We start from the raw sequence: 20,279 nt of genomic DNA, 5'->3' as shown, positions 1-20,279 counted from the left end.
GTGCAAAAATAGGAAAAAAATGAAAAAAGGGAAGGATTCGGAGCAGATAAAAGAGAAGGAACAACCAATATAAAAAGCCGTTCCTCCAAATTATCAAAAAATGAAGAAACGGCTTTTAACAATATACTTGTACCCAGACTATTACAAATCGTTTTCGCCTTTTACATAGCCGAAGTTGGCAAGAATTCCGCCATCCACATAAAGTACATGGCCGTTGACAAAATCGCTGGCTTTTGATGCCAGGAACAATGCAGCGTTGCCTACATCCTCTGGTTCGCCCCAACGACCGGCGGGTGTACGCATCATTACCAGGTCGTTAAACGGATGACCTCCTTCGCGGATTGGAGCCGTTTGAGAAGTGGCGATATAGCCGGGCCCAATTCCATTGATCTGAATGTTGTATTTGGCCCATTCGCACGTCATGTTTGCCGTTAAAAGCTTCAGCCCACCTTTTGCAGAGGCATAGGCCGATACTGAATTACGACCGTAAACACTCATCATCGAACACATATTGATAATCTTACCCGAGCGTTTCTCGATCATCTTTGGAGCTACCCTTTTTGAAACAATCAACGGGGCAACCAAATCAATGTCGAGCACCAGTTTATAGTCGGAAACCGGCATATCCAGAATCGGGATACGTTTGATAATTCCGGCGTTGTTTACCAGAATATCAACAGATCCAAGGTCGGCTTCAATTTGAGAAATACCTTTATCTACCTCTTCTTCGCTGGTAACATCAAATTTCAAGGTATACACCTCTACTCCTACTTCGGCATATTCGGCTTTGCAACTTTCCAGTTTTTCTTCCGAAATATCGTTTACACACACTTTGGCACCGGCTTGTCCGAGCACTTTGCCGATGGCCATTCCAATGCCGTGTGTCCCCCCGGTAATCAGCGCAACTTTTCCGCTTAAGTCAAATAATTCCTGTATCATAATTCAGTTTAAAGTTTTTAGTTTAAAGTTCAGAGATCATTGCATTGATCTCCGTTAAATATTATCGCAACTCGGTTGGAGCAATTACATCCATATCGCCGTAATCGAGGTTCTCTCCTGCCATTCCCCAAATAAAAATGTAATTACTGGTTCCGGCTGCGGAGTGAATCGACCATTCAGGCGAAATCACTGCCTGCTCGTTTTGCATCCAGATGTGGCGTGTTTCATTCGGTTGTCCCATAAAATGGCAGATTGCCTGCCCTTCAGGTACATTGAAATAGAAATAAACCTCGTTTCTGCGGCTGTGTCGATGTGGGGGCATGGTGTTCCAAACGCTTCCGGTTTTTAGTTCCGTCATTCCCATCTGCAACTGGCAGGTTTCAACCACTCCGTTAATCAGTAATTGGTTGATGTTTCTTTCGTTTGAGGTTTCCAAAGCCCCCAGATGCAGTACGTTTGCTTCACCCAAAGTCACCTGTTTTGTAGGAAACTCTTTGTGAGCCGGAGCCGAATTGATATAATAATGTGCAGGATTTTCAGGAGAATCAGATTTAAAGATCACTTCTTTACTTCCCTTTCCTATGTAAATGGCATCTTTAAAATCCATTTTATACTCCGCGCCATCAACTACAATCACTCCGGGTCCTGCAACATTAATTACTCCAACTTCTCTGCGTTCGCAGAAATATTCTGCCTTTAACAGGTCGATGGTTTCCAACAACAGCGGTTCCTTCACCGGCACGGCCCCGCCAACAATGTACCGTTCGATAGAAGAATACACCAGGCGAATATTTCCTGGCTCCATTAGTTTTTCCACTAAAAATTCTTTTCGAATTCTATTGGTGTCGTACGACTTAAAATCTTCGGGATGATAAGCGTAACGTGCTTCATAAATTGTAGCCATATTTTTATTTTTAGATATTAACTTCTTTATTTGCAACGATTAATAATACGAAGTATTCGGAACACCGGATTTTCGCAAAAAAGATCGCCAACAAATATAATTATTATTCCGAAGCGTGCAATCGATTGCATGCATCGAAAATAATATTAATTTTATCGTCAAATAAAAACGAATGAGCAACCAACCGGAAACAACGATACACGACATTGCCAGGGCACTTAAGATTTCTGCCTCTACTGTATCGAGAGCACTAAACGACAATCCCATAATCAGTCAGGCCACGCGCAATAAAATAAAAAAAGCAGCAGAAGAGATGGGCTACCGCCCTAATGTTGTTGCGGCCAATTTCAGAACCAAAAGAACCAACACTATCGGAGTAATTGTTCCCCTGATCAACCGGCATTTTTTCTCGTCGGTAATTAGCGGGATAGAGGAAATTGCCTATGAAGCAGGATTTGCGGTCACCATCTCGCAGTCGAAAGATACTTTTGAAAAAGAAAGTAAGATTGCTCATACGCTTTTTTCGAACCGCGTAGATGGGTTGATACTTTCGATTGCCATGGGAACGCAATCCTACGATCATTTAAAACTATTTTCCAAACGACAGATTCCTCTTGTTTTCTTTGACCGTGTTGTGGACGAAATTGATGCCCACAAAATTGTTGCGGATGATTTTGGTGGTGGTTACAAGGCTACCCGCCACTTAATTGAGCAGGGAAGAAAACGAATTGCCATGATCGGTGGACCTCAGAATTTAAAGATTTATCAATACCGACAGGCTGGATATTTAAAGGCGCTCGAAGAAGCAGGACTTCAAGCCGATGAATCGTTAATTCTGCACAACAGCCTGACCCGTGAAGATGGAACACAAGCCATCCGTAAATTAATGGATGCAGCTAATATTCCCGACGCTGTTTTTTGCGCGAACGATACAACCGCATTAAGCGCGATTATTTATCTGCAGGAGAAAGGTATAAATGTTCCTCAAGATATCGCGATTGTCGGGTTTAGTAACGAACCCTTCTCCGAAGTTGTAACTCCTTCAATCAGCACCGTGAAACAGCCCGGATTTGAAATGGGTAAGAAAGCGGCCGTATTGCTGATCCGGCAGATTAACCAAAAAGAAGCTCCTGAAAATTTTGAAACGATAACCATGCCTACGGAACTCATAATCCGTAACTCCTCAAGAGTCATATAATTACGGAATCCCGGGAATATATCGGGATTTAAATTGAATAAAAATTAGCAATTGACGGGAGTTTGAAGGGTTACCTTTTCGCGATTTCCCGTACTTTATAGTGTAAGGAAGGACGTCGCAAACCCCGTATTACCATTAAATCAATCTCAGCGACAAAGACAAAAAGAAAATTCAGGGAGGTTCGCCTCCCTTTTTTTACATTCTTTCCGGCATTTCAATTCCGAGCAATCCCATTCCTTTCTGAACCACCTGACTAACTGCAGAGGCCAGTACTATCCTGAAATTCATGATTGCCTGATCATCTTCTCCCAGAATGGAGTGGTCGTGGTAGAACTGATTAAATTCTTTAACGAGCTCGTAACAATAATTGGCGATTACTGCCGGGCTGTAATTGTCTCCGGCTTCCTGAACCACTGAAGGGAACAACGACAAACGCTTCAGCAAATCCTTCTCTTTCGCCGACAGCGAAGCAACCGGAAGATTGGCGTCCATCACCAGTCCTTTTTCTTTGGCTTTCCTGAGCACCGACTGAATACGTGCATAAGTATATTGAATAAACGGCCCGGTGTTTCCGTTAAAATCGATCGATTCTTCCGGATTGAACATCATGTTCTTACGCGGATCAACTTTCAGTATAAAATATTTTAACGCGGCCAACGCGATCATCCGGAACGTCTTTTCAGCCTCGTCGCCCGAAAGCGATTCGAGTTTCCCGAGTTCTTTCGACATATTGCGGGCCACTTCGGTCATTCCGTCCATCAGGTCGTCGGCATCCACCACCGTACCTTCGCGCGATTTCATTTTACCCGAAGGCAATTCAACCATTCCGTATGAAAAATGGTAAAGATCTTTTCCCCATTCGAAACCCAGCTTATCGAGTAAAATAGCCAGTACCTGGAAATGATAATTTTGCTCATTACCCACCACGTAAACCATTTTATCAATTGAATAATCGTTGAAACGCATTTTGGCCGTTCCAATATCCTGGGTCATGTACACCGAAGTACCATCGCTGCGAAGAAGCAGTTTCTGATCCAAACCATCTGCTGTTAAATCGGCCCAAACCGACTGGTCATCTTTCTGCGAAAAAAACCCTTCTTTTAAACCACGTAAAACTTCTTCCTTACCTACCAAATAGGTTTCTGATTCATAGTATATTTTGTCGAAATCGACTCCCAGGTTTTTATAGGTGACATCAAATCCTTCATACACCCATTCGTTCATGGTTTTCCAAAGTTCAACCGTCTCCTCATCTTTGGCTTCCCACTTGCGCAGCATTTCCCGGGCGGCAATAATCGATGGAGCCTGATTTTCGGCTTCTTCTTTCGACAGACCGCCTGCTACCAGCTCAGCAATCTCCGCCTTGTAATGCTTATCGAATTCAACATAAAACTCCCCTACCAAATGATCGCCTTTCATGCCCGAGTTTTCGGGAGTTTTCCCGTTGCCCCACATTTTCCAGGCATACATCGACTTGCAGATATGAATTCCACGGTCGTTTACGATGTTGGTCTTCACCACCTTTTTACCGTTGGCTTTAGCGATTTCCGAGATTGAATACCCCAAGAGGTTATTCCGAATATGCCCGAGGTGAAGTGGTTTATTGGTATTGGGAGATGAATATTCCACCATCACCAGCTCTGAATCTTCCGTAACCGCTTTGGTTCCGAAATCCTGGTTCTGATAAATGTCGCGAAGTACTTCCAGCCAGTAATCGTTGTTGATCACTAGGTTTAAAAATCCCTTGATCACATTAAACGAGTCAACGATATCGATGTGCTCGCTCAAATAACTTCCAAGATCATTTGCTGTTAACTCCGGCGATTTCTTTGATGCCCTCAAGAAAGGAAAAACCACGATGGTTACATCCCCCTCAAACTCTTTTCGGGTATTTTGAACCTGCACCTGGTTAATGTCAATTTCTGCATTATAAAGTGATTTTAACGCTTCTACAGTAGCATTCTGAATGATCTTTTCAATACTCATGATGGTGAATTTTTGAGTGCGCAAATATAACACTTTAAGCACAAAGAAGGGAGGGCTTTCTTTTATAAAAACGTACTTACCCCGATGAACCGGAAACATCAGGAAATATGAATGACCTCGGGACAACATGCCCAACACAATTTATTACACCGGAACCAACAATACAACTTCAACCAAATACAGTACAGCCTGTTAACACATCAATTCCGTTCTGTAAATTGTTGCATAAAAAAGCCGGAGCTCCAAGAAACTCCGGCTTAAGTATCATTATTAACAGTTTATTCTGCTGGCGCGAGCGCTACACTCACATAGTTTTTAAAGTTGAAATAGTCGGCAAATGCTTTTTTTGTTGAATCAACTGTCAGATTCTGCACCAACTGTTCAAACGTACCGTATTCTGAAAAATCGCCATTTTTCAGGTAGTAAGTATTGCTCAAAATATTCATCCAAAAACGGTTTTCGCGTAATTGAATTTCACGTTCGCGCAACATTTTTTCTTTCGCCTTATTCAATTCCTCTTCCGTAGGGCCATTTTCGGTATACTCCTTAATAATATCAAACACGGCCGTTTCCAACTCTTGCTTCTTATCGGGTGACATTCCGTATGAAATCGCCATAGTATATTCCGGCTCGGGGAATTTTGATGAAGACGGGTAAGCACCGATGGAATAAACACCGCTTTTGTCTTCGCGAATTACCTCGAGTAAACGGGTGCTTAGAATTTTACCAACGGCATCCAACTGGGCCTGATTTTGCCCGTTGTACTCGAAGTCGCCGTGGAAAACAATGTACTGCATACCTTTTTCTTCCTGTCCTTTGTGTACTACTTTCTCCACTACTCCTTCCGGTTTACGAATCCCCAGATCAACCCATTTTTCATTCCGGTTAAGTGTTGGTATTCCACCAATATATTTCTCTACCAACGGTTTTAAAGTAGCAAAGTCGATATTTCCAACAAAGAAAAATTTGAAATCGGCCGCATCTTTAAATCGATCTTTCCCGATCATCTCAATTTGTGGCAGCGAAGCTTCTTTCAGACGTTCAACCGACATCGGTTTTGAGCGCTCGTTATAATTCGACAAGACCACATTTAAGGTATCTCTGAAATTAGCCTCGGGTGAAGCCGATTTATTTTCGAGGACAGTGGCATACTGTTTCATTAACGACTGGTAGCTTACATCGTCAAAACGAGGCTCGGTAAAATACAGGTAAAGCATCTGCAACAAGGTTTCCACATCTTTTACCGAAGAGCTTCCGTTAAAACCTTCGCGCAAGTCGCTGATATAGGGATTCAATCCGAATACTTTGTCGGAGAGCATTTTATTGAGCGTAATTTCGTCGAAACGAGCAATCCCACTTTCAGTCATTACATCGGTGGCGAGATTGGCCGAAACATCATCTTCTTTCGGATAAACCGATGTTCCTCCCAAACTCCAGGCGTTAAACAAAATTTCGTCGTCTTTAAAATCAGTTTTCTTAACTACAACTGTTGCACCGTTTGCCAGTTTCCATTCAACGGCATCCACTTTTTCAAGCGCCTGCTCTCCGGTTACTTTACTTCCGATCGGTTCGTCGGCAATTAACGGAACATTGGCCACTGCGTCGACATAGGGTTCCACCTCAATACTTTCAACCTCGTCGAGCAACGATTTTACCTGCTCTTCAGTAGGAACAATGGTCTTTTCGTTCTCGGGAGCAGTGACTATCACAACGCGGTTATCTTTGGTAATCCATTCTTTTGCCAGTTCATTTACTTCTTCAACCGAAATACCGGGGATCAATTCCTTGTAATACGCATATTCGTTTTCCATTCCCGGAAATGGTTCTTCCGTAATCAGAAAGTTTCGCATATACTCGTTGGCATAATTGATCGATTTTGTGTTATTGCGCTCGTTGTAGGCTTTTTCCATATTATTGAGAACCGCTGTTTTCTGGCGTTCCAGCTCAGTTTCGGTAAAACCAAATTTTTTTACCCGTTCATTCTCCAGCAACACTTCTTTTAAACCGGTTTCAATTTTATCGCCCTGTGTTACGGCAACTGACATGTAGGTATTTAAAGGCCCGAACTGATGCGAATAAGCCGATTGCCCCATTAAAAATGGAGGATCGGCCTGTTGCGTTTTTTCAGCCAGGCGGTTATTGATCATACTGGTATAAAGACTTACCAACATTGAATGACGATAGTCGCCCAGTGTTTTTGATTTTTCCAGGTCGTGTTTGTAATATACGTAGGCAATCGGATAACGTGCCTCCTTATCGGTACTAATACTCACCAGCGTTTCCTTGTGACCCGGAATCCCAAAATACTTCTTATCTCTTGGATTCGTGCTTGCCGGAATGGCAGAGAATTTCTCCTTCACTTTGGCCACCATTTCGTTCTGATCGAAATCGCCTACAACAATTACTGCCTGCAAATCGGGGCGGTACCAGTCGTGACGAAAGCGACGCAAAGTTTCGGGAGCACAGTTTTCGATAATATCGACCTTTCCTATTGGTAAACGGTCGGCATATTTCGAGTCTTTTAAAAATACGGGCAACCATTCTTTCATCATACGGTCGCTGGCTCCACGCCCCATTCGTTCCTCTTCGAGAATAATCCCTCTCTCAGCATTGACCTCCTCATCCGAATCATCGATCTGACAGGCCCAGTCGTACAACACCTGCAGTCCTTTTTCCATGTATTCAGGCTGATCAAGCGGAACTTTCAACATATAAACGGTTTCATCAAAACTGGTGTAGGCATTGATTTCCGGGCCAAATTCCATCCCGATCGATTCAAAGTAATTGATCAGTTCATGCTTCGGGAAGTTTTTGGTTCCGTTAAATGCCATATGCTCACAAAAATGGGCCAGTCCCTGCTGATCGTCGTCTTCATCAACCGAACCGGCTTTTAATACCAGCATCAGCTCTGCACGGTTTTCGGGCTCACTGTTGGCCCGCACATAATAGGTCATTCCATTATCCAGCGTACCCTTGCTAACTGCAGGATCTTCCGGTAGCGGACTTGTTAAATCAACATTGGTCTGGGCGGTTGCAAATAATGTTCCCAGTACCAGAAAGGGAATCCAGAATAACTTCATTTTTTATTATTTAATTTATTACATGTGTACTCATTCGGGTTAAAGAATTACAGTTGGTTAAACGAGCAAAGGTTGCACCGATACGGCAAACGCATCTTCTTCGTTACTCGGCATCAATGGATATTTATGCTGAATGGCTTTGGGTGAATTATAGGTAAGAAACGAGTGCCGCGTAAATTCAAGCAAATCAAAATCGTTGTAATCGTTTCCAATTCCCATCGTTTCATCCACTTCCACGCCACTTAGCCTGCACACTTCGCGAACGCCATTCCCTTTTGAAACCAAATGGTGAAACACTTCGATCCAGATGTAACCCGGAGTGATGGGTGAAGAGGAACGAATCACCCTGATCTCGGGACAAAGACCTTCAATTTCGGTTTTTAGCTTTCGAAAATCGTCCTCGTCTTCTTTAATGATCACCAAAAACTGACATAGTTCGGTTTGCGGCAATTGTTCCGGATCTAATTCGGTAGCGTAATATTGGTTAAAATTGAAGTAACGTTCAAACTCTTCACACTCTTCCTCGCCCCTGAAAAAATAATGATTGTGGTTTTCGGGAACCGGGTAAAACGCATGAAAATTCAATTTTCGGCTAACAAAATGCCGCAAAAGTTTCTCCGACGAATTTCGACTAAGATTCTGCGCAAAAAGATGTTCTTTTTTATTCCATTGATAAATTCCGGCGCCCGATGAAAAAACCACGTAATCAAACGGGATATCATCAGTTAAAACTTCTTTTACTTTATTTAGATTGCGCCCCGTTGCTGCTACCCGAATGATTTGTCGTTCGCCAAGGCGTCTTAACGCTTCGAGGTTGGATTCGCTGATCGTTCGGTCGTTTCTGAGAAAAGTGCCGTCGAGATCGGTTGCTACCAGTTTAATGTTTTTCATGCTCTGTATTATGATGGATAAAAATAGGCAAAATAAGACGAGCCGCGAAAACATCTTTCTTAATTTTAGCAGCTCATTTATCTTGCGCAACAGCTTGTTGGTCGAAATAATTTTAAGTTTCAGCGCTTACTGGGTAGATTTGAGTAATATTATATCTTTGTGACTTGTTTTAATTTTATCAAAGTTTTACGTATGAAGATAGCTCTTATTGGCTACGGCAGAATGGGTAAGGAAATTGAAAAGATTGCCCTGGAACGTGGTCACGAAATTGGCTTAAAAATCGATATCAATAACCAGGCAGATCTTACGGTTGAAAACCTCCAAAAATGTGATGCTGCCATTGAATTTACCATACCGGCATCTGCCGTTGCTAATTATTCGTTGTGTTTCGAAGCAGGAATACCTGTAGTGAGCGGAACAACCGGCTGGCTCGACAAAAAAGAAGAAGTTTACCGCAACTGCGCCGAAAAAAACGGGACTTTCTTTTACGGCAGTAATTTCTCGGTAGGCGTTAACCTGTTTTTTGAACTCAACAAAAAACTGGCAGAATTAATGGCCCCCAGAAATGAATACAATGTGGAGATGACTGAAGTTCATCACACACAAAAACTGGATGCCCCAAGTGGAACAGCCATCAGCCTGGCCGATGATATACTCGATCTGCTTCCGGGGAAAAATGCCTGGGTAAACGACGCCACGCCACAGCAAAACGAGCTAAACATCAAATCGGAACGCGTTGGTCAGGTTCCCGGTATTCATACCGTAAAATACGAATCTGACATCGATTTCATAGAAATTACGCACAGTGCCAAAAGCCGCAAGGGATTTGCATTTGGCGCGGTACTGGCCGCCGAATATTGCATGGGCCACAAAGGCATTCTTAGCATGAAAGACTTACTAAATCTATAATTCAACATCGGATGATACCTTCAATTTTAAGTAACAAATGGTTTAAGTTTATAACCGTAGGATTGCTCTACTCGCTTTGGGTAATTTGGCTCGGCAGTTATTTATGGTTTATAGTACTTGCCATCATTTTCGATATTTACATCACACAAAAAGTGCATTGGGCATTCTGGAAAAAGAAAAATCCGCCCAACGGAAAGCAAACCAAAGTGGTTGAATGGGTAGATGCCATTATTTTCGCGGTGATTGCCGCTACTTTTATCCGGATGTTTTTTATCGAGGCGTATACGATTCCTACCTCATCAATGGAAAAATCGATGCTGGTGGGCGATTACCTGTTTGTAAGTAAAACTGCATACGGCCCCAAAACGCCAAACACTCCGCTTTCCTTTCCATTTGTTCACAACACAATGCCGATTGTTGGAGGAAAATCGTATTCAGAATTGATTCAGCGTCCTTACAAACGCCTGGCCGGTTTTGGTGAAATAAAAAACAATGATGTGGTTGTTTTCCATTTTCCGGAAGGCGACACTGTAGCCCTGGGAATTCCCAATGCAAGCTATTATCAGCTGGTTCGCGAAAACGGCAGAGACAGGGTTTGGGGTGACAAAAGAACTTTTGGTGAAATTATTTCCCGCCCTGTTGACAAGCGCGAAAATTATATCAAACGTTGCGTTGGTATTGCCGGCGACGAAATCAAGATTATTAAAGGCCAGTTATATGTAAACGGTGAGCCACAAAAGAAATACCCGGGAATGCAGTTCGATTACATTGTTGAAACCAACGGAACATCGATTAATCCCAAAGCGCTCGACCGCCTGAATATTTCGGAAGCCGACCGCGGAGTTTTTTCCAGCCAGCGTTACTTCTTTCCGCTCACCGAAAAAGCAGCAGAAGAAATTAAAACTTTCAGCAATGTAAAATCGGTAACCGAAGTATTGCAAGATCCCGGACAATGGGAGCCTGCCATCTTCCCTTCCGATTCAAAATTCCCCTGGAACGTAGATAATTTCGGCCCGATCACCATTCCCGCAAAGGGAACCACGGTGAATCTGACTGTCGATAATCTTCCCCTATACCAAAGAATTATTGATGTTTACGAAGCCAACAACCTTGAGGTAAACGGCAACGAAATTAAAATTAACGGAGAAGTAGCAACCAGTTACACCTTTAAAATGGATTATTACTGGATGATGGGCGACAACCGTCATAATTCAGCTGACTCGCGCTACTGGGGCTTCGTACCCGAAGACCACGTAGTAGGAAAAGCCAAGTTTATATGGCTTTCGCTGGATAAAGACAAAAGCTTCCCGGCCAATATCCGTTTCAAAAGAATGTTCAGTGTTGTTAAATAACAATACTCAATCGACTGATACACAATCAACGATAAAAATATTCGTTAAAAGGATAGCTCTTTAGGCTATCCTTTTTTACTTTTATAAAAACATTTATCATGAGTGCACTCGTCGTATTTTTACTCATTTTGGCTGTTCTGCTCGTGATATTTACATTGCAGAACTCCGTTGATGTAACCATTCACCTCTTTTTCTGGGAAATCAGCAACGCTCCCCTTGTTCTGATTTTGCTCGGATGTATTTTCCTGGGCTACCTGCTTGCGGCACTCTACCTTTACCCCCGTTTATGGAAAGCGAGGCGCGAATACAAAAAGATGCTTCGGTTAAATGAAGAACTTCAACAACAACATGATTTAAACCACAGCAAAAAGGAAGCAAACACCGAAGTCTCCGATCCGGAAGGAATCGAGCTCGATGACGACGATGAGGATAACAGCTTCTTTAAAGACTAATCCAGATTTTTTTAAAAAAACTGGCACTTTTTAATTTTTTCACTAAATTTAGAGTCGACTTTAAGGGAATTAAGGGACATTAAATTCGAACTAATTTAACTAAACTGTTGTGTCAGGCAATAAGCTAAACTTATTATTTGCTCAAGGACAGGATGTGCTTAATTTTGAAAAACTTTTTCATAAGAATTACGCCATGCTTGTCAGATTTGCCAACAACTTTCTTATGGATCAGAATGCTTCAGAAGATATTGTGCAAAATGCCTTTGTCTATCTCTGGGAAAACCGTAACGGTCTTCAGCTAAAATCGGAAACGGCCTATTTGTTTCAGTCGGTGAAAAACAGTTGTCTGAATCATCTTCGCTCACTAAAAATCAGAGATAAGCACCAATTGCTATATATCGAAGCTGTTGTAAAGTTATCAGAACAGGAAGCACAACTCGACAGTGAGATCATCGATGAGATTAAACGCATTATTGATCAATTGCCCGAGAAAATGTATCAGATTTTTCACAAAAAATACGTTGACGACTTCTCCATAAAAGAAATTGCCCATCAATTATCGATCAGCGAAAACACCGTAAAGGTTCAGCTTTTTAAAGGCAGAGCCGCCATTCGTCAAATGATTGGTCTCGTTTCCGGATAATTTCTTAAGGGTCAAATAAACCTTTTTCAACACTTATGTGCCTTTCATTACAGAAGCAAGCTTCAAATGAAAGATTTCATCGATTATAAAATAATTTGGAAATACTTCAATTCTTGGCTTTCAGAAGAAGAAAAGGAAGAATTACACCGTTGGCTGGATGAATCATCTGAGCACCGGGATTATTTCAGTCGGCTTCAAGCGACTTACAATGCCCCAAAAGAACATCCGGTTGTTAATGCGCCAAAAGCATGGAAGAAAATCGCTATCGACAATCCGTTTCGGATGAAATACAGATTATTGTTCCGTGCGGCAGCATTTATTTTTGTTCTCTGCTCTTTAGGCATTGTGATTTACTGGCAAAAAACCCAGCCTCAAAAAGAATTAATCGCGCTCGAAGAAATTAAGTTCGAGCCGGGCATTAAAAAAGCAACGCTTGTTTTGGATAACGGAAGTAAACTTGACCTGGAGGCAGAAAAAGACACATTGATTCAACAGGCTGAAGTAACTATAAAAAACAACGACAGCCGCCTGAATTACCAAGCCAATCACCAAAGAAAAAAAGAAGACAAAGAAAACACCATCGTTTACAACACCTTAATGGTTCCGCGGGGAGGTGAATACGACCTCGAATTTTCAGACGGAACAAAGGTTACCATCAATTCAGGATCAGTATTGAGGTACCCCGTAAATTTTGGAAAAGGTCCAAGAGAGGTACAGCTCATCGGTGAAGCTTTCTTTGAAGTGAAAACCGATTCAACGCGCCCGTTTATCGTTCACTCGGCGAACCTTGCCGTGAAAGTTTACGGCACCTCGTTTAATATTAACTCGTACGACGAAGAACAGCAAATTACCACTACCCTGGTGGAAGGGAAAGTAAAAGTTTGCCTGTGCGACAACAATGTGGAACAGGAACTGACCCCGGGAGAGCAATCGATTTATTCGAAAAATTCTCTCTCAATAGAAAAGAAAACCGTTGATGTAATGGAATTCACATCCTGGAAAGATGGCCGGTTTTATTTCAGAAATATGCGAATGGATGAAATTACCAAAATACTATCGCGCTGGTACGATGTCGACTTCAAATTTGAAAACAACGATATTCGATCCATCCGGTTTAACGGCAATTTAAAGCGTTACGATAACATTCAAAATGTACTAAATAAACTAAGTAAAACGAACGAAATAACATTCACTGCCTATGAGAAAACCATTTTTTTGAATTGATCCTGCCGGATCTTACCTGAAGATGAATGAATCACCTAACCTTCATCTTTATGGAGTTGAAACTTTGTTAAACTTATATTTTCCAACTTATGAAAAAAAAGAGAGTGAAGGTCTTCCGTCATGGAGGATTGAAATGTATTATATTATTAAAAATTACGCTGCTGTTCTCGATTTGGGGATTACAGGCCAATGCCAGTATATATTCCCAGGCGACTAAGCTGACAGTGCACCTTAAAAATGTGACAGTAGCTGACGTTTTAAATGAAATTGAAGCGCAAAGCGAGTTCACCTTTCTTTATCGCTCCGATATTTTTGATACACTCGACAAAATAAATGTCGATGAAAAATCTTCCTCAGTGGAAGAAATCCTAAACAAGTACGTCGTTCCTGAAGGTTATGCCTACCAGGTAGATGACAAAACGGTAATTATCCGCAGAAATACACCTGAAGAAGTAAATCCGGAGGTTGAAAAAGCAGCACCACAGGACAAAAAAATCACAGGTACAATCGTAGATGCAACCGGATCGCCACTTCCCGGCGCAACCGTTACAGTGGTGGGAACTACCCGAGGTGTGATTACTGACGTTGATGGTACTTTTACCATAGATGCGCAAGCCAGCGATAAACTGGTTTTCTCGTTTATTGGGATGGAATCTCAAATTATTGACATTGGTAACCAGACTACAATCAAAGTTACCTTAAAGGAAAAAGCAGAAGAGCTGGAAGATGTTACAGTAGTTGCCTACGCGAAACAGAAAAAGGAAAGCGTACTTGCATCTATCGAAACTGTACGTCCGGAAGAACTTCGCGTTCCATCGAGTAACTTAACAACCGCACTGGCTGGCCGTATGTCCGGAGTGATCTCTTACCAACGTAGTGGAGAACCGGGACAGGACAACGCGCAATTCTTTATCCGCGGAGTAACTACTTTCGGCTACAAAAAAGACCCGCTGATCCTAATCGATGGTATTGAACTTTCTGCAACCGATTTATCCCGACTTCATCCGGATGATATTGCAGCTTTTTCTATCATGAAAGATGCCACTGCAACAGCCCTTTACGGTGCACGCGGCGCAAACGGGGTTATTTTGGTTACCACCAAGGAAGGCCGCGAAGGAAAGGCCAAGGTGAATATCCGATTTGAAAATTCGATGTCGAGACCAACTAAAAACATCGAACTGGCAGACCCCATCACATACATGAAACTGCACAATGAAGCAGTTAGAACACGTGATCCTCTGGGCTTTCTGTTATATCCGCAAAGTAAAATCGACAATACTATTGCAGGACGAAATCCATATGTATTTCCACAAACCGACTGGCAGGACGAATTGCTGAAAGATTACTCCATGAACCAAAGGTTAAACCTGAACATGTCGGGGGGAGGTAAAGTGGCACGATATTACATTGCCGGTTCGGTCTCCAAAGATAATGGAATATTGGAAGTCCCTAAAACAAATTCATTTAGCAGTAATATTGACCTGAAACGTTACCTTATTCGTTCAAATATTAATATTAACGTAACCAATACAACTGAAGCGGTGGTTCGTGTACACGGAACATTTGACGACTATCGCGGCCCAATAAACGGCGGCGAAGACATGTATCGCGCCATCCTGCGCTCAAATCCGGTACTGTTCCCTGCCACTTTTGAAGCAGATCAGGCACATATAAATACAAATCACATTCTGTTTGGTAACTATGGAAATGGCAATTACATTAACCCTTATGCACAGTTGGTAAGAGGCTATAAAGAATATAGTACATCATTAATGCTGGCGCAGTTTGAACTCAAACAAGATCTTTCATTTATTACCGATGGCCTGCGAGCCCGCTTTCTCGGAAATACCACCAGAAATGCCTACTTCGACGTAGTACGATCCTACAATCCTTTCTACTACGAAGTATCAGACTATAATCCGCGTACTAACGAATACGAACTAGAAGTACTAAATGCCAACGAAGGACGAACCACACTCGATTACCAGGAAGGTAACAAAACAGTCTCTTCCTCTTTCTATTCCGAAGGCGCAATAACTTACGATCAAACTTTTAATGAAAAACATGGCGTTAGTGGATTGTTGGTTGGTATTATGCGACAGTATCTTTCTGGAAACGAAAGTTCACTTCAGTCTTCACTGCCAAGTCGCAACCTGGGATTGTCCGGTCGTTTTACTTATTCGTATGATACCCGCTACTTTGCCGAGTTCAACTTTGGATACAACGGAACAGAGCGTTTCTCAAAAGCAGAACGTTTTGGATTCTTCCCGTCAGCAGGTCTCGCCTGGTTTATTTCTAAAGAAGGATTTATGCAAGGTTTAAGTAAAACCATTACCAAATTAAAACTAAAGGCAACTTATGGTTTGGTAGGTAACGACCAGATTGGTTCTCCAAACGACCGTTTTTTCTATTTGTCTAACGTAAATCTAAACAATACCGATATCGCGTATAGCTGGGGAACGGACGGGGCTCATACAATAAATGGAGTTTCCATTTCGCGTTACGCTAACGACCAGATTACCTGGGAAACTGCCCAAAAAACAAATATTGGTATAGAACTGGGACTTTGGGACAAAGTAGAAATTCAAACCGACATTTTTAGCGAATACCGAACCAATATTATATGGGACAGGTTGGCATTCTCCACCTTTGGATTACAGGCAACTACAAAAGCGAACGTTGGCGAGGCATCGAGTAAAGGTATCGACATTTCGCTCGATTATAACCAGACTTTTGGCAATGGAATTTGGATCATGGGACGTGGAAACTTTACCTATGCTCGGGGAATTTACGAAAAGGTAGAAGAACCTGATTATAGTGCAACCCCCTGGAAATCATTAGTCGGACAATCAATAAACCAAAGTTGGGGTTATATAGCAGAACGTTTGTTTGTGGACGACTGGGAAGTTCTAAATTCTCCGGAGCAAACTTTTGGAGGCGAACAAGTAAGAGGTGGTGATATCAAATACAGAGACATTAACGGAGACGATAAAATCACCCCACTTGATATGGTTCCAATTGGTTATCCAACATCTCCTGAGATTAACTATGGTTTTGGTGTTTCTGCTGGTTGGAAAGGATTTGATGCCTCGGTATTTTTCCAGGGATCAGCCCGTTCTTCCTTCTGGATTGATGCCGATGCCACAGCACCATTTATCAACTTCAATTATACAAAATGGCCAGGCTGGAGTGATCCATATGAAGGTTTCCAAAAGAACAATGCCTTGCTGCAAGCTTATGCCGATAGTTACTGGTCGGAAGCCAACCGCGACATTTATGCCACTTGGCCACGCCTATCCGATTCTGAAGTGCTCAATAATACGCAAAGAAATACATGGTTTATGCAAAACGGAGCATTCCTTCGCCTAAAATCAGCTGAATTTGGTTATACCCTACCAAAATCACTTTACAGTAAAATTGGGTTGGAAAGTGCTCGCTTATACTTGAGTGGAACCAACTTGTTAACGTTTAGTAAATTCAAACTGTGGGATCCTGAAATGGGTGGCAATGGTTTGGGCTACCCTGTTCAACGCGTATTTAACATCGGTATTCAGGTATCATTTTAATGAATAATGAATAAAGAATTAAGAATATGAAGAAGATAAAATATAACATAGCGGCACTGCTGATCATGCTGACAGCATTCTCGTGCGATTACCTGGATGTAGTGCCGGATAACGTGGCCACCATCGACGATGCTTTTGTTGACAGGGCGTCTGCCGAAAAATTTTTAGCCAGCTGTTATGGCTACATTCCAAACTTTGGAGATCCATGGGTAAATGCAGGTATTGGATCGGGAGACGAGGTTTGGTTTAACGAAGAAATAGTAGGTAGTTCTTTTAACTCTGCGTTGATTGCAAGAGGCTTACAAAATGCGACGAATCCACACCTTAATTTCTGGGATGGTCAAATGCGTGGTAAAAACATGTATGTAGGTATTAGAGACTGCAATATTTTCCTAGAAGAAATTGACAATGCATCAGACCTTACCGACTTGGAAAAGAAACGTTGGGTGGCTGAAGTCAAATTCATGAAAGCCTATTACCATTTTTGGTTATTTAAATCATACGGACCAATTCCAATCATACGTGAAAATCTCCCGATTTACACCGATACAAAGGACGTAAAAGTATATCGCGCCCCGGTGGACGACGTTGTAAACTACATTGTCGAACTCATTGACGAGGCATCCCCCGATCTTCCAATGCGCGTTACTTCGGAAACCACCGAACTCGGACGAATTACCCGCCCCATTGCACTTGCAATGAAAGCCCGTGTTTTGGCTACGGCAGCCAGTCCGCTTTTCAACGGAAATACAGATTATTCATCAGTTGTTGACAATCAGGGTGTAGCCCTGTTCAATCAATCGTACGATGCCAACAAATGGCAATTGGCTGCCGATGCGGCAAAAGCAGCCATCGACACAGCACTGGCTGCAAACCATAGCTTGGTTGACGAATACCGTACAAAAACGGATATTTCACCGGAACTGGAAAGAGAATGTATCATCCGTTCCATATTTTCCGACCGCAATAGTCCAGAACTATTATGGGGGTCAACTGATTTTCGTTTTACCCAAACGTATCAGCGCATGTGTGTTCCCTTGCTAATCCAGGTAACATCGTCAAACCCGGTAAGTCAGTTTTATGGCTCGACATTGCGTATGGCAGAGCTTTTTTACACAAAAAATGGCGTACCCATTAACGAAGACACCAGTTTCGATTATGAAAACCGTTACAAATTAAGGACCTCAGTAACCGGAGAAGGCGACTTCGTTCGTACCGGCGAGCAAACGGCAATACTCCATTTCGATAGGGAAGCACGTTTTTACGCCAGTATTGCTTTCGACAGGGGTAACTATTTTCTCGACCCGACTTACTACACTGTTCAAACTAGATTAGGAGAATTGGCTACAAAACGTAACCAGGGAGAATTTTCAGCCACCGGCTATTTTGTTAAAAAACTAATTAACCCAAACAGTGCAATAAATTCCAATACAATGCTGGCCTATTACGAGTATCCGTTCCCGATCATTCGACTGGCAGACGTTTATTTGTTATATGCTGAGGCACTAAACGAAGTAAAAAATGCACCCGATGCTGAAGTATATGAATACATTGATTTGGTTAGAGCACGCGCTGGATTGGAAGGTGTAGTAGATAGCTGGGCACAGTATTCTTCCAATCCATCGAAACCGACTACCAAAGAAGGAATGAGAGCCATCATTAAACAGGAACGTTTGATTGAACTTGCCTTTGAAGGACAACGTTTTTGGGACTTAAGAAGATGGAAAGATGCAGAAAAATATATGAACCAACCTATCCAGGGATGGAACATTAGCGGAGCAGGTGCAGCATTCTACAATGTAACAACCATCTTTACCCCATCGTATAGTTTCAAAGATTACTTATGGCCAATCCGCGAAGATGAAATCATTAAAAACCCGAATCTGGTACAAAACCCGGGATGGTAGTAAATTAATTTATAAAGACTTACATTATGAAAAGACTGATATATTTATTCGCAATCTTTGGAATAGCATCTCTGTTTAACGGCTGTACAGAAGACATGCACAATCCGTTATTCGGCGATTCCGAAGCTCCCGGTCCGATAAGTAATCCTCAGGTTACCAACCTTCCGGGTGCTGCAATCATTACCTATAGCTTGCCAACAGACGAAGACCTGCTCTATGTAAAAGCCGAATATACCATTACCAACGGTGTAAAAATGGAAAGTAAAAGTTCCAGTTTCACCGATACCATCAAGGTGGAAGGTTTTGGCGATACCAACGAAAAAACGGTAACACTTTATGCAGTTGACCGGAGCGAAAACGTGTCAAGCCCGGTAACGGTAAAAGTCAATCCTGAATTACCGGATGTATATGCTGTGGAACAAACCATTGAGATGTTAGGTGATTTTGGCGGCGTACAGTTTCGTTGGCAAAACGAAAACAACGCTCCTCTGGGATTTATGTTTATGGCAGAAGACTCAACCGGCAAGTTAAGTTTACTCGACGTTGTATATTCCGGAGTAACAAATGGAACATATACGATCAGAGGATTTGATCCCGAAGAGAGAAGATTTGGCGTTCTTATCCGCGACCGTTGGGACAATTACTCGGATACTGCTGAAATTACGGTTACACCATTATTCGAAGAAAAACTGGATAAATCAAAGTTCAATAAAATTGTTTTGGACAATGACCCGCCTTCAGAATGGAATGCCTGGGAAGGTAAATACTCATACGCCTTCGACAACAATATTGAGACTTTTAACCATACCTATGCCGGTTCTGATGGCTGGCCACAATATCTTACAGTTGATTTGGGCGTAAATGCCCGTTTAAGTAGGGTTATTGTAGTTCAGCGGCAAGGCTTTCCATACGCCCATGGCAATCCTCGCTTAATGGATATCTGGGGTATAAAAGAAGAACCTGATCAGGATGGAAGTTTTGACAAGTGGTATCCGCTGCGTGTTGCACCCGTAAACGGATGTGTTTCAATTAAGCCCAGCGAACAGGGAGGAACTGCGGATGAAGACCAGGAACACTTGGTCAACGGTGACGAATATTCGTTTACGCTCGACGATCCGGAAGTTCGGTACATCCGGTTTGTGGTGAACGAAACCTGGGGACTAACAGGATTCTCACACTTTGGCGAGATCACTTTTTACGGACAAGTTGTTGAAGATTAAAAACTCAG

General features: G+C 42.3%; 14 protein-coding genes. 9 read left to right on the top strand and 5 right to left on the bottom strand.

The genetic code is table 11. The features are described 5' to 3' along the window. Positions 1-141: 141 nt before the first annotated feature. Positions 142-939, bottom strand: a complete 798-nt coding sequence (locus tag MR764_RS15080; protein WP_247980270.1) for a gluconate 5-dehydrogenase — start codon at positions 937-939, stop codon at positions 142-144. A 61-nt stretch (positions 940-1,000) separates the two neighbouring features. Continuing rightward, positions 1,001-1,843 (bottom strand): 5-dehydro-4-deoxy-D-glucuronate isomerase, encoded by an 843-nt coding sequence (gene kduI / locus MR764_RS15075; protein ID WP_247980269.1) that lies wholly within the window; start codon positions 1,841-1,843, stop codon positions 1,001-1,003. A gap of 172 nt (positions 1,844-2,015) precedes the next feature. Between kduI and MR764_RS15070 the strand changes: the two genes are divergently transcribed. Then, the gene (locus tag MR764_RS15070; protein WP_247980268.1) at positions 2,016-3,041 is read left to right on the top strand and encodes a LacI family DNA-binding transcriptional regulator; all 1,026 of its coding nucleotides are present in this window, start codon (positions 2,016-2,018) and stop codon (positions 3,039-3,041) included. Positions 3,042-3,236: 195 nt separating this feature from the next. Here MR764_RS15070 and argS read toward each other — a convergent pair whose 3' ends face one another. The 3 genes from argS to MR764_RS15055 form a co-directional block, all read right to left on the bottom strand. Beyond that, positions 3,237-5,027 carry an arginine--tRNA ligase gene (argS, locus tag MR764_RS15065; RefSeq protein ID WP_247980267.1) on the bottom strand — a complete coding sequence of 597 codons (1,791 nt, stop codon included), beginning with the start codon at positions 5,025-5,027 and terminating at the stop codon, positions 3,237-3,239. Positions 5,028-5,305: 278 nt separating this feature from the next. Further along, positions 5,306-8,107 (bottom strand): insulinase family protein, encoded by a 2,802-nt coding sequence (locus tag MR764_RS15060; RefSeq protein ID WP_247980266.1) that lies wholly within the window; start codon positions 8,105-8,107, stop codon positions 5,306-5,308. Between the two features lie 57 nt (positions 8,108-8,164). Next, positions 8,165-8,998: an HAD family hydrolase gene (locus tag MR764_RS15055; RefSeq protein ID WP_247980265.1), complete on the bottom strand. Its 834-nt coding sequence runs from the start codon at positions 8,996-8,998 to the stop codon at positions 8,165-8,167. Between the two features lie 192 nt (positions 8,999-9,190). On the opposite strand from MR764_RS15055, the gene dapB reads away from it, so the two are divergent. From dapB to MR764_RS15015, 8 genes are all read left to right on the top strand, one after another. Next, positions 9,191-9,907, top strand: a complete 717-nt coding sequence (gene dapB / locus MR764_RS15050) for a 4-hydroxy-tetrahydrodipicolinate reductase (RefSeq protein WP_247980264.1) — start codon at positions 9,191-9,193, stop codon at positions 9,905-9,907. An 11-nt stretch (positions 9,908-9,918) separates the two neighbouring features. Continuing rightward, positions 9,919-11,259 carry a signal peptidase I gene (gene lepB, locus MR764_RS15045; RefSeq protein WP_247980263.1) on the top strand — a complete coding sequence of 447 codons (1,341 nt, stop codon included), beginning with the start codon at positions 9,919-9,921 and terminating at the stop codon, positions 11,257-11,259. Between the two features lie 98 nt (positions 11,260-11,357). Further along, positions 11,358-11,711: a LapA family protein gene (locus tag MR764_RS15040; protein WP_247980262.1), complete on the top strand. Its 354-nt coding sequence runs from the start codon at positions 11,358-11,360 to the stop codon at positions 11,709-11,711. A gap of 109 nt (positions 11,712-11,820) precedes the next feature. Then, positions 11,821-12,354, top strand: coding sequence for an RNA polymerase sigma-70 factor (locus MR764_RS15035; protein ID WP_348773085.1), 534 nt, complete (start codon positions 11,821-11,823; stop codon positions 12,352-12,354). A gap of 66 nt (positions 12,355-12,420) precedes the next feature. Continuing rightward, positions 12,421-13,578, top strand: a complete 1,158-nt coding sequence (locus tag MR764_RS15030; RefSeq protein ID WP_247980260.1) for a FecR family protein — start codon at positions 12,421-12,423, stop codon at positions 13,576-13,578. Positions 13,579-13,667: 89 nt separating this feature from the next. Beyond that, positions 13,668-17,144: a TonB-dependent receptor gene (locus MR764_RS15025; protein WP_247980259.1), complete on the top strand. Its 3,477-nt coding sequence runs from the start codon at positions 13,668-13,670 to the stop codon at positions 17,142-17,144. Positions 17,145-17,170: 26 nt separating this feature from the next. Continuing rightward, positions 17,171-19,051: a RagB/SusD family nutrient uptake outer membrane protein gene (locus tag MR764_RS15020; RefSeq protein ID WP_247980258.1), complete on the top strand. Its 1,881-nt coding sequence runs from the start codon at positions 17,171-17,173 to the stop codon at positions 19,049-19,051. A 26-nt stretch (positions 19,052-19,077) separates the two neighbouring features. Then, on the top strand, positions 19,078-20,271 hold the full coding sequence (locus MR764_RS15015) for a DUF4959 domain-containing protein (protein ID WP_247980257.1): 1,194 nt from the start codon (positions 19,078-19,080) through the stop codon (positions 20,269-20,271). Positions 20,272-20,279: the final 8 nt, after the last annotated feature.

The organism is Maribellus sp. YY47 (assembly GCF_023111095.1).
GTDB lineage: Bacteria > Bacteroidota > Bacteroidia > Bacteroidales > Prolixibacteraceae > Draconibacterium.
Note: the sequence above shows the minus strand (reverse complement) of the source record. Positions and strands in the feature narration are given on the sequence as shown.

Bases quoted from the DNA above. Each gene is read 5' to 3' on its own strand.
- MR764_RS15080 (WP_247980270.1), bottom strand. From the start codon at position 939: ATGATACAGGAATTATTTGACTTAAGCGGAAAAGTTGCGCTGATTACC.
- kduI (WP_247980269.1), bottom strand. From the start codon at position 1,843: ATGGCTACAATTTATGAAGCACGTTACGCTTATCATCCCGAAGATTTT.
- MR764_RS15070 (WP_247980268.1), top strand. From the start codon at position 2,016: ATGAGCAACCAACCGGAAACAACGATACACGACATTGCCAGGGCACTT.
- argS (WP_247980267.1), bottom strand. From the start codon at position 5,027: ATGAGTATTGAAAAGATCATTCAGAATGCTACTGTAGAAGCGTTAAAA.
- MR764_RS15060 (WP_247980266.1), bottom strand. From the start codon at position 8,107: ATGAAGTTATTCTGGATTCCCTTTCTGGTACTGGGAACATTATTTGCA.
- MR764_RS15055 (WP_247980265.1), bottom strand. From the start codon at position 8,998: ATGAAAAACATTAAACTGGTAGCAACCGATCTCGACGGCACTTTTCTC.
- dapB (WP_247980264.1), top strand. From the start codon at position 9,191: ATGAAGATAGCTCTTATTGGCTACGGCAGAATGGGTAAGGAAATTGAA.
- lepB (WP_247980263.1), top strand. From the start codon at position 9,919: ATGATACCTTCAATTTTAAGTAACAAATGGTTTAAGTTTATAACCGTA.
- MR764_RS15040 (WP_247980262.1), top strand. From the start codon at position 11,358: ATGAGTGCACTCGTCGTATTTTTACTCATTTTGGCTGTTCTGCTCGTG.
- MR764_RS15030 (WP_247980260.1), top strand. From the start codon at position 12,421: ATGAAAGATTTCATCGATTATAAAATAATTTGGAAATACTTCAATTCT.
- MR764_RS15025 (WP_247980259.1), top strand. From the start codon at position 13,668: ATGAAAAAAAAGAGAGTGAAGGTCTTCCGTCATGGAGGATTGAAATGT.
- MR764_RS15020 (WP_247980258.1), top strand. From the start codon at position 17,171: ATGAAGAAGATAAAATATAACATAGCGGCACTGCTGATCATGCTGACA.
- MR764_RS15015 (WP_247980257.1), top strand. From the start codon at position 19,078: ATGAAAAGACTGATATATTTATTCGCAATCTTTGGAATAGCATCTCTG.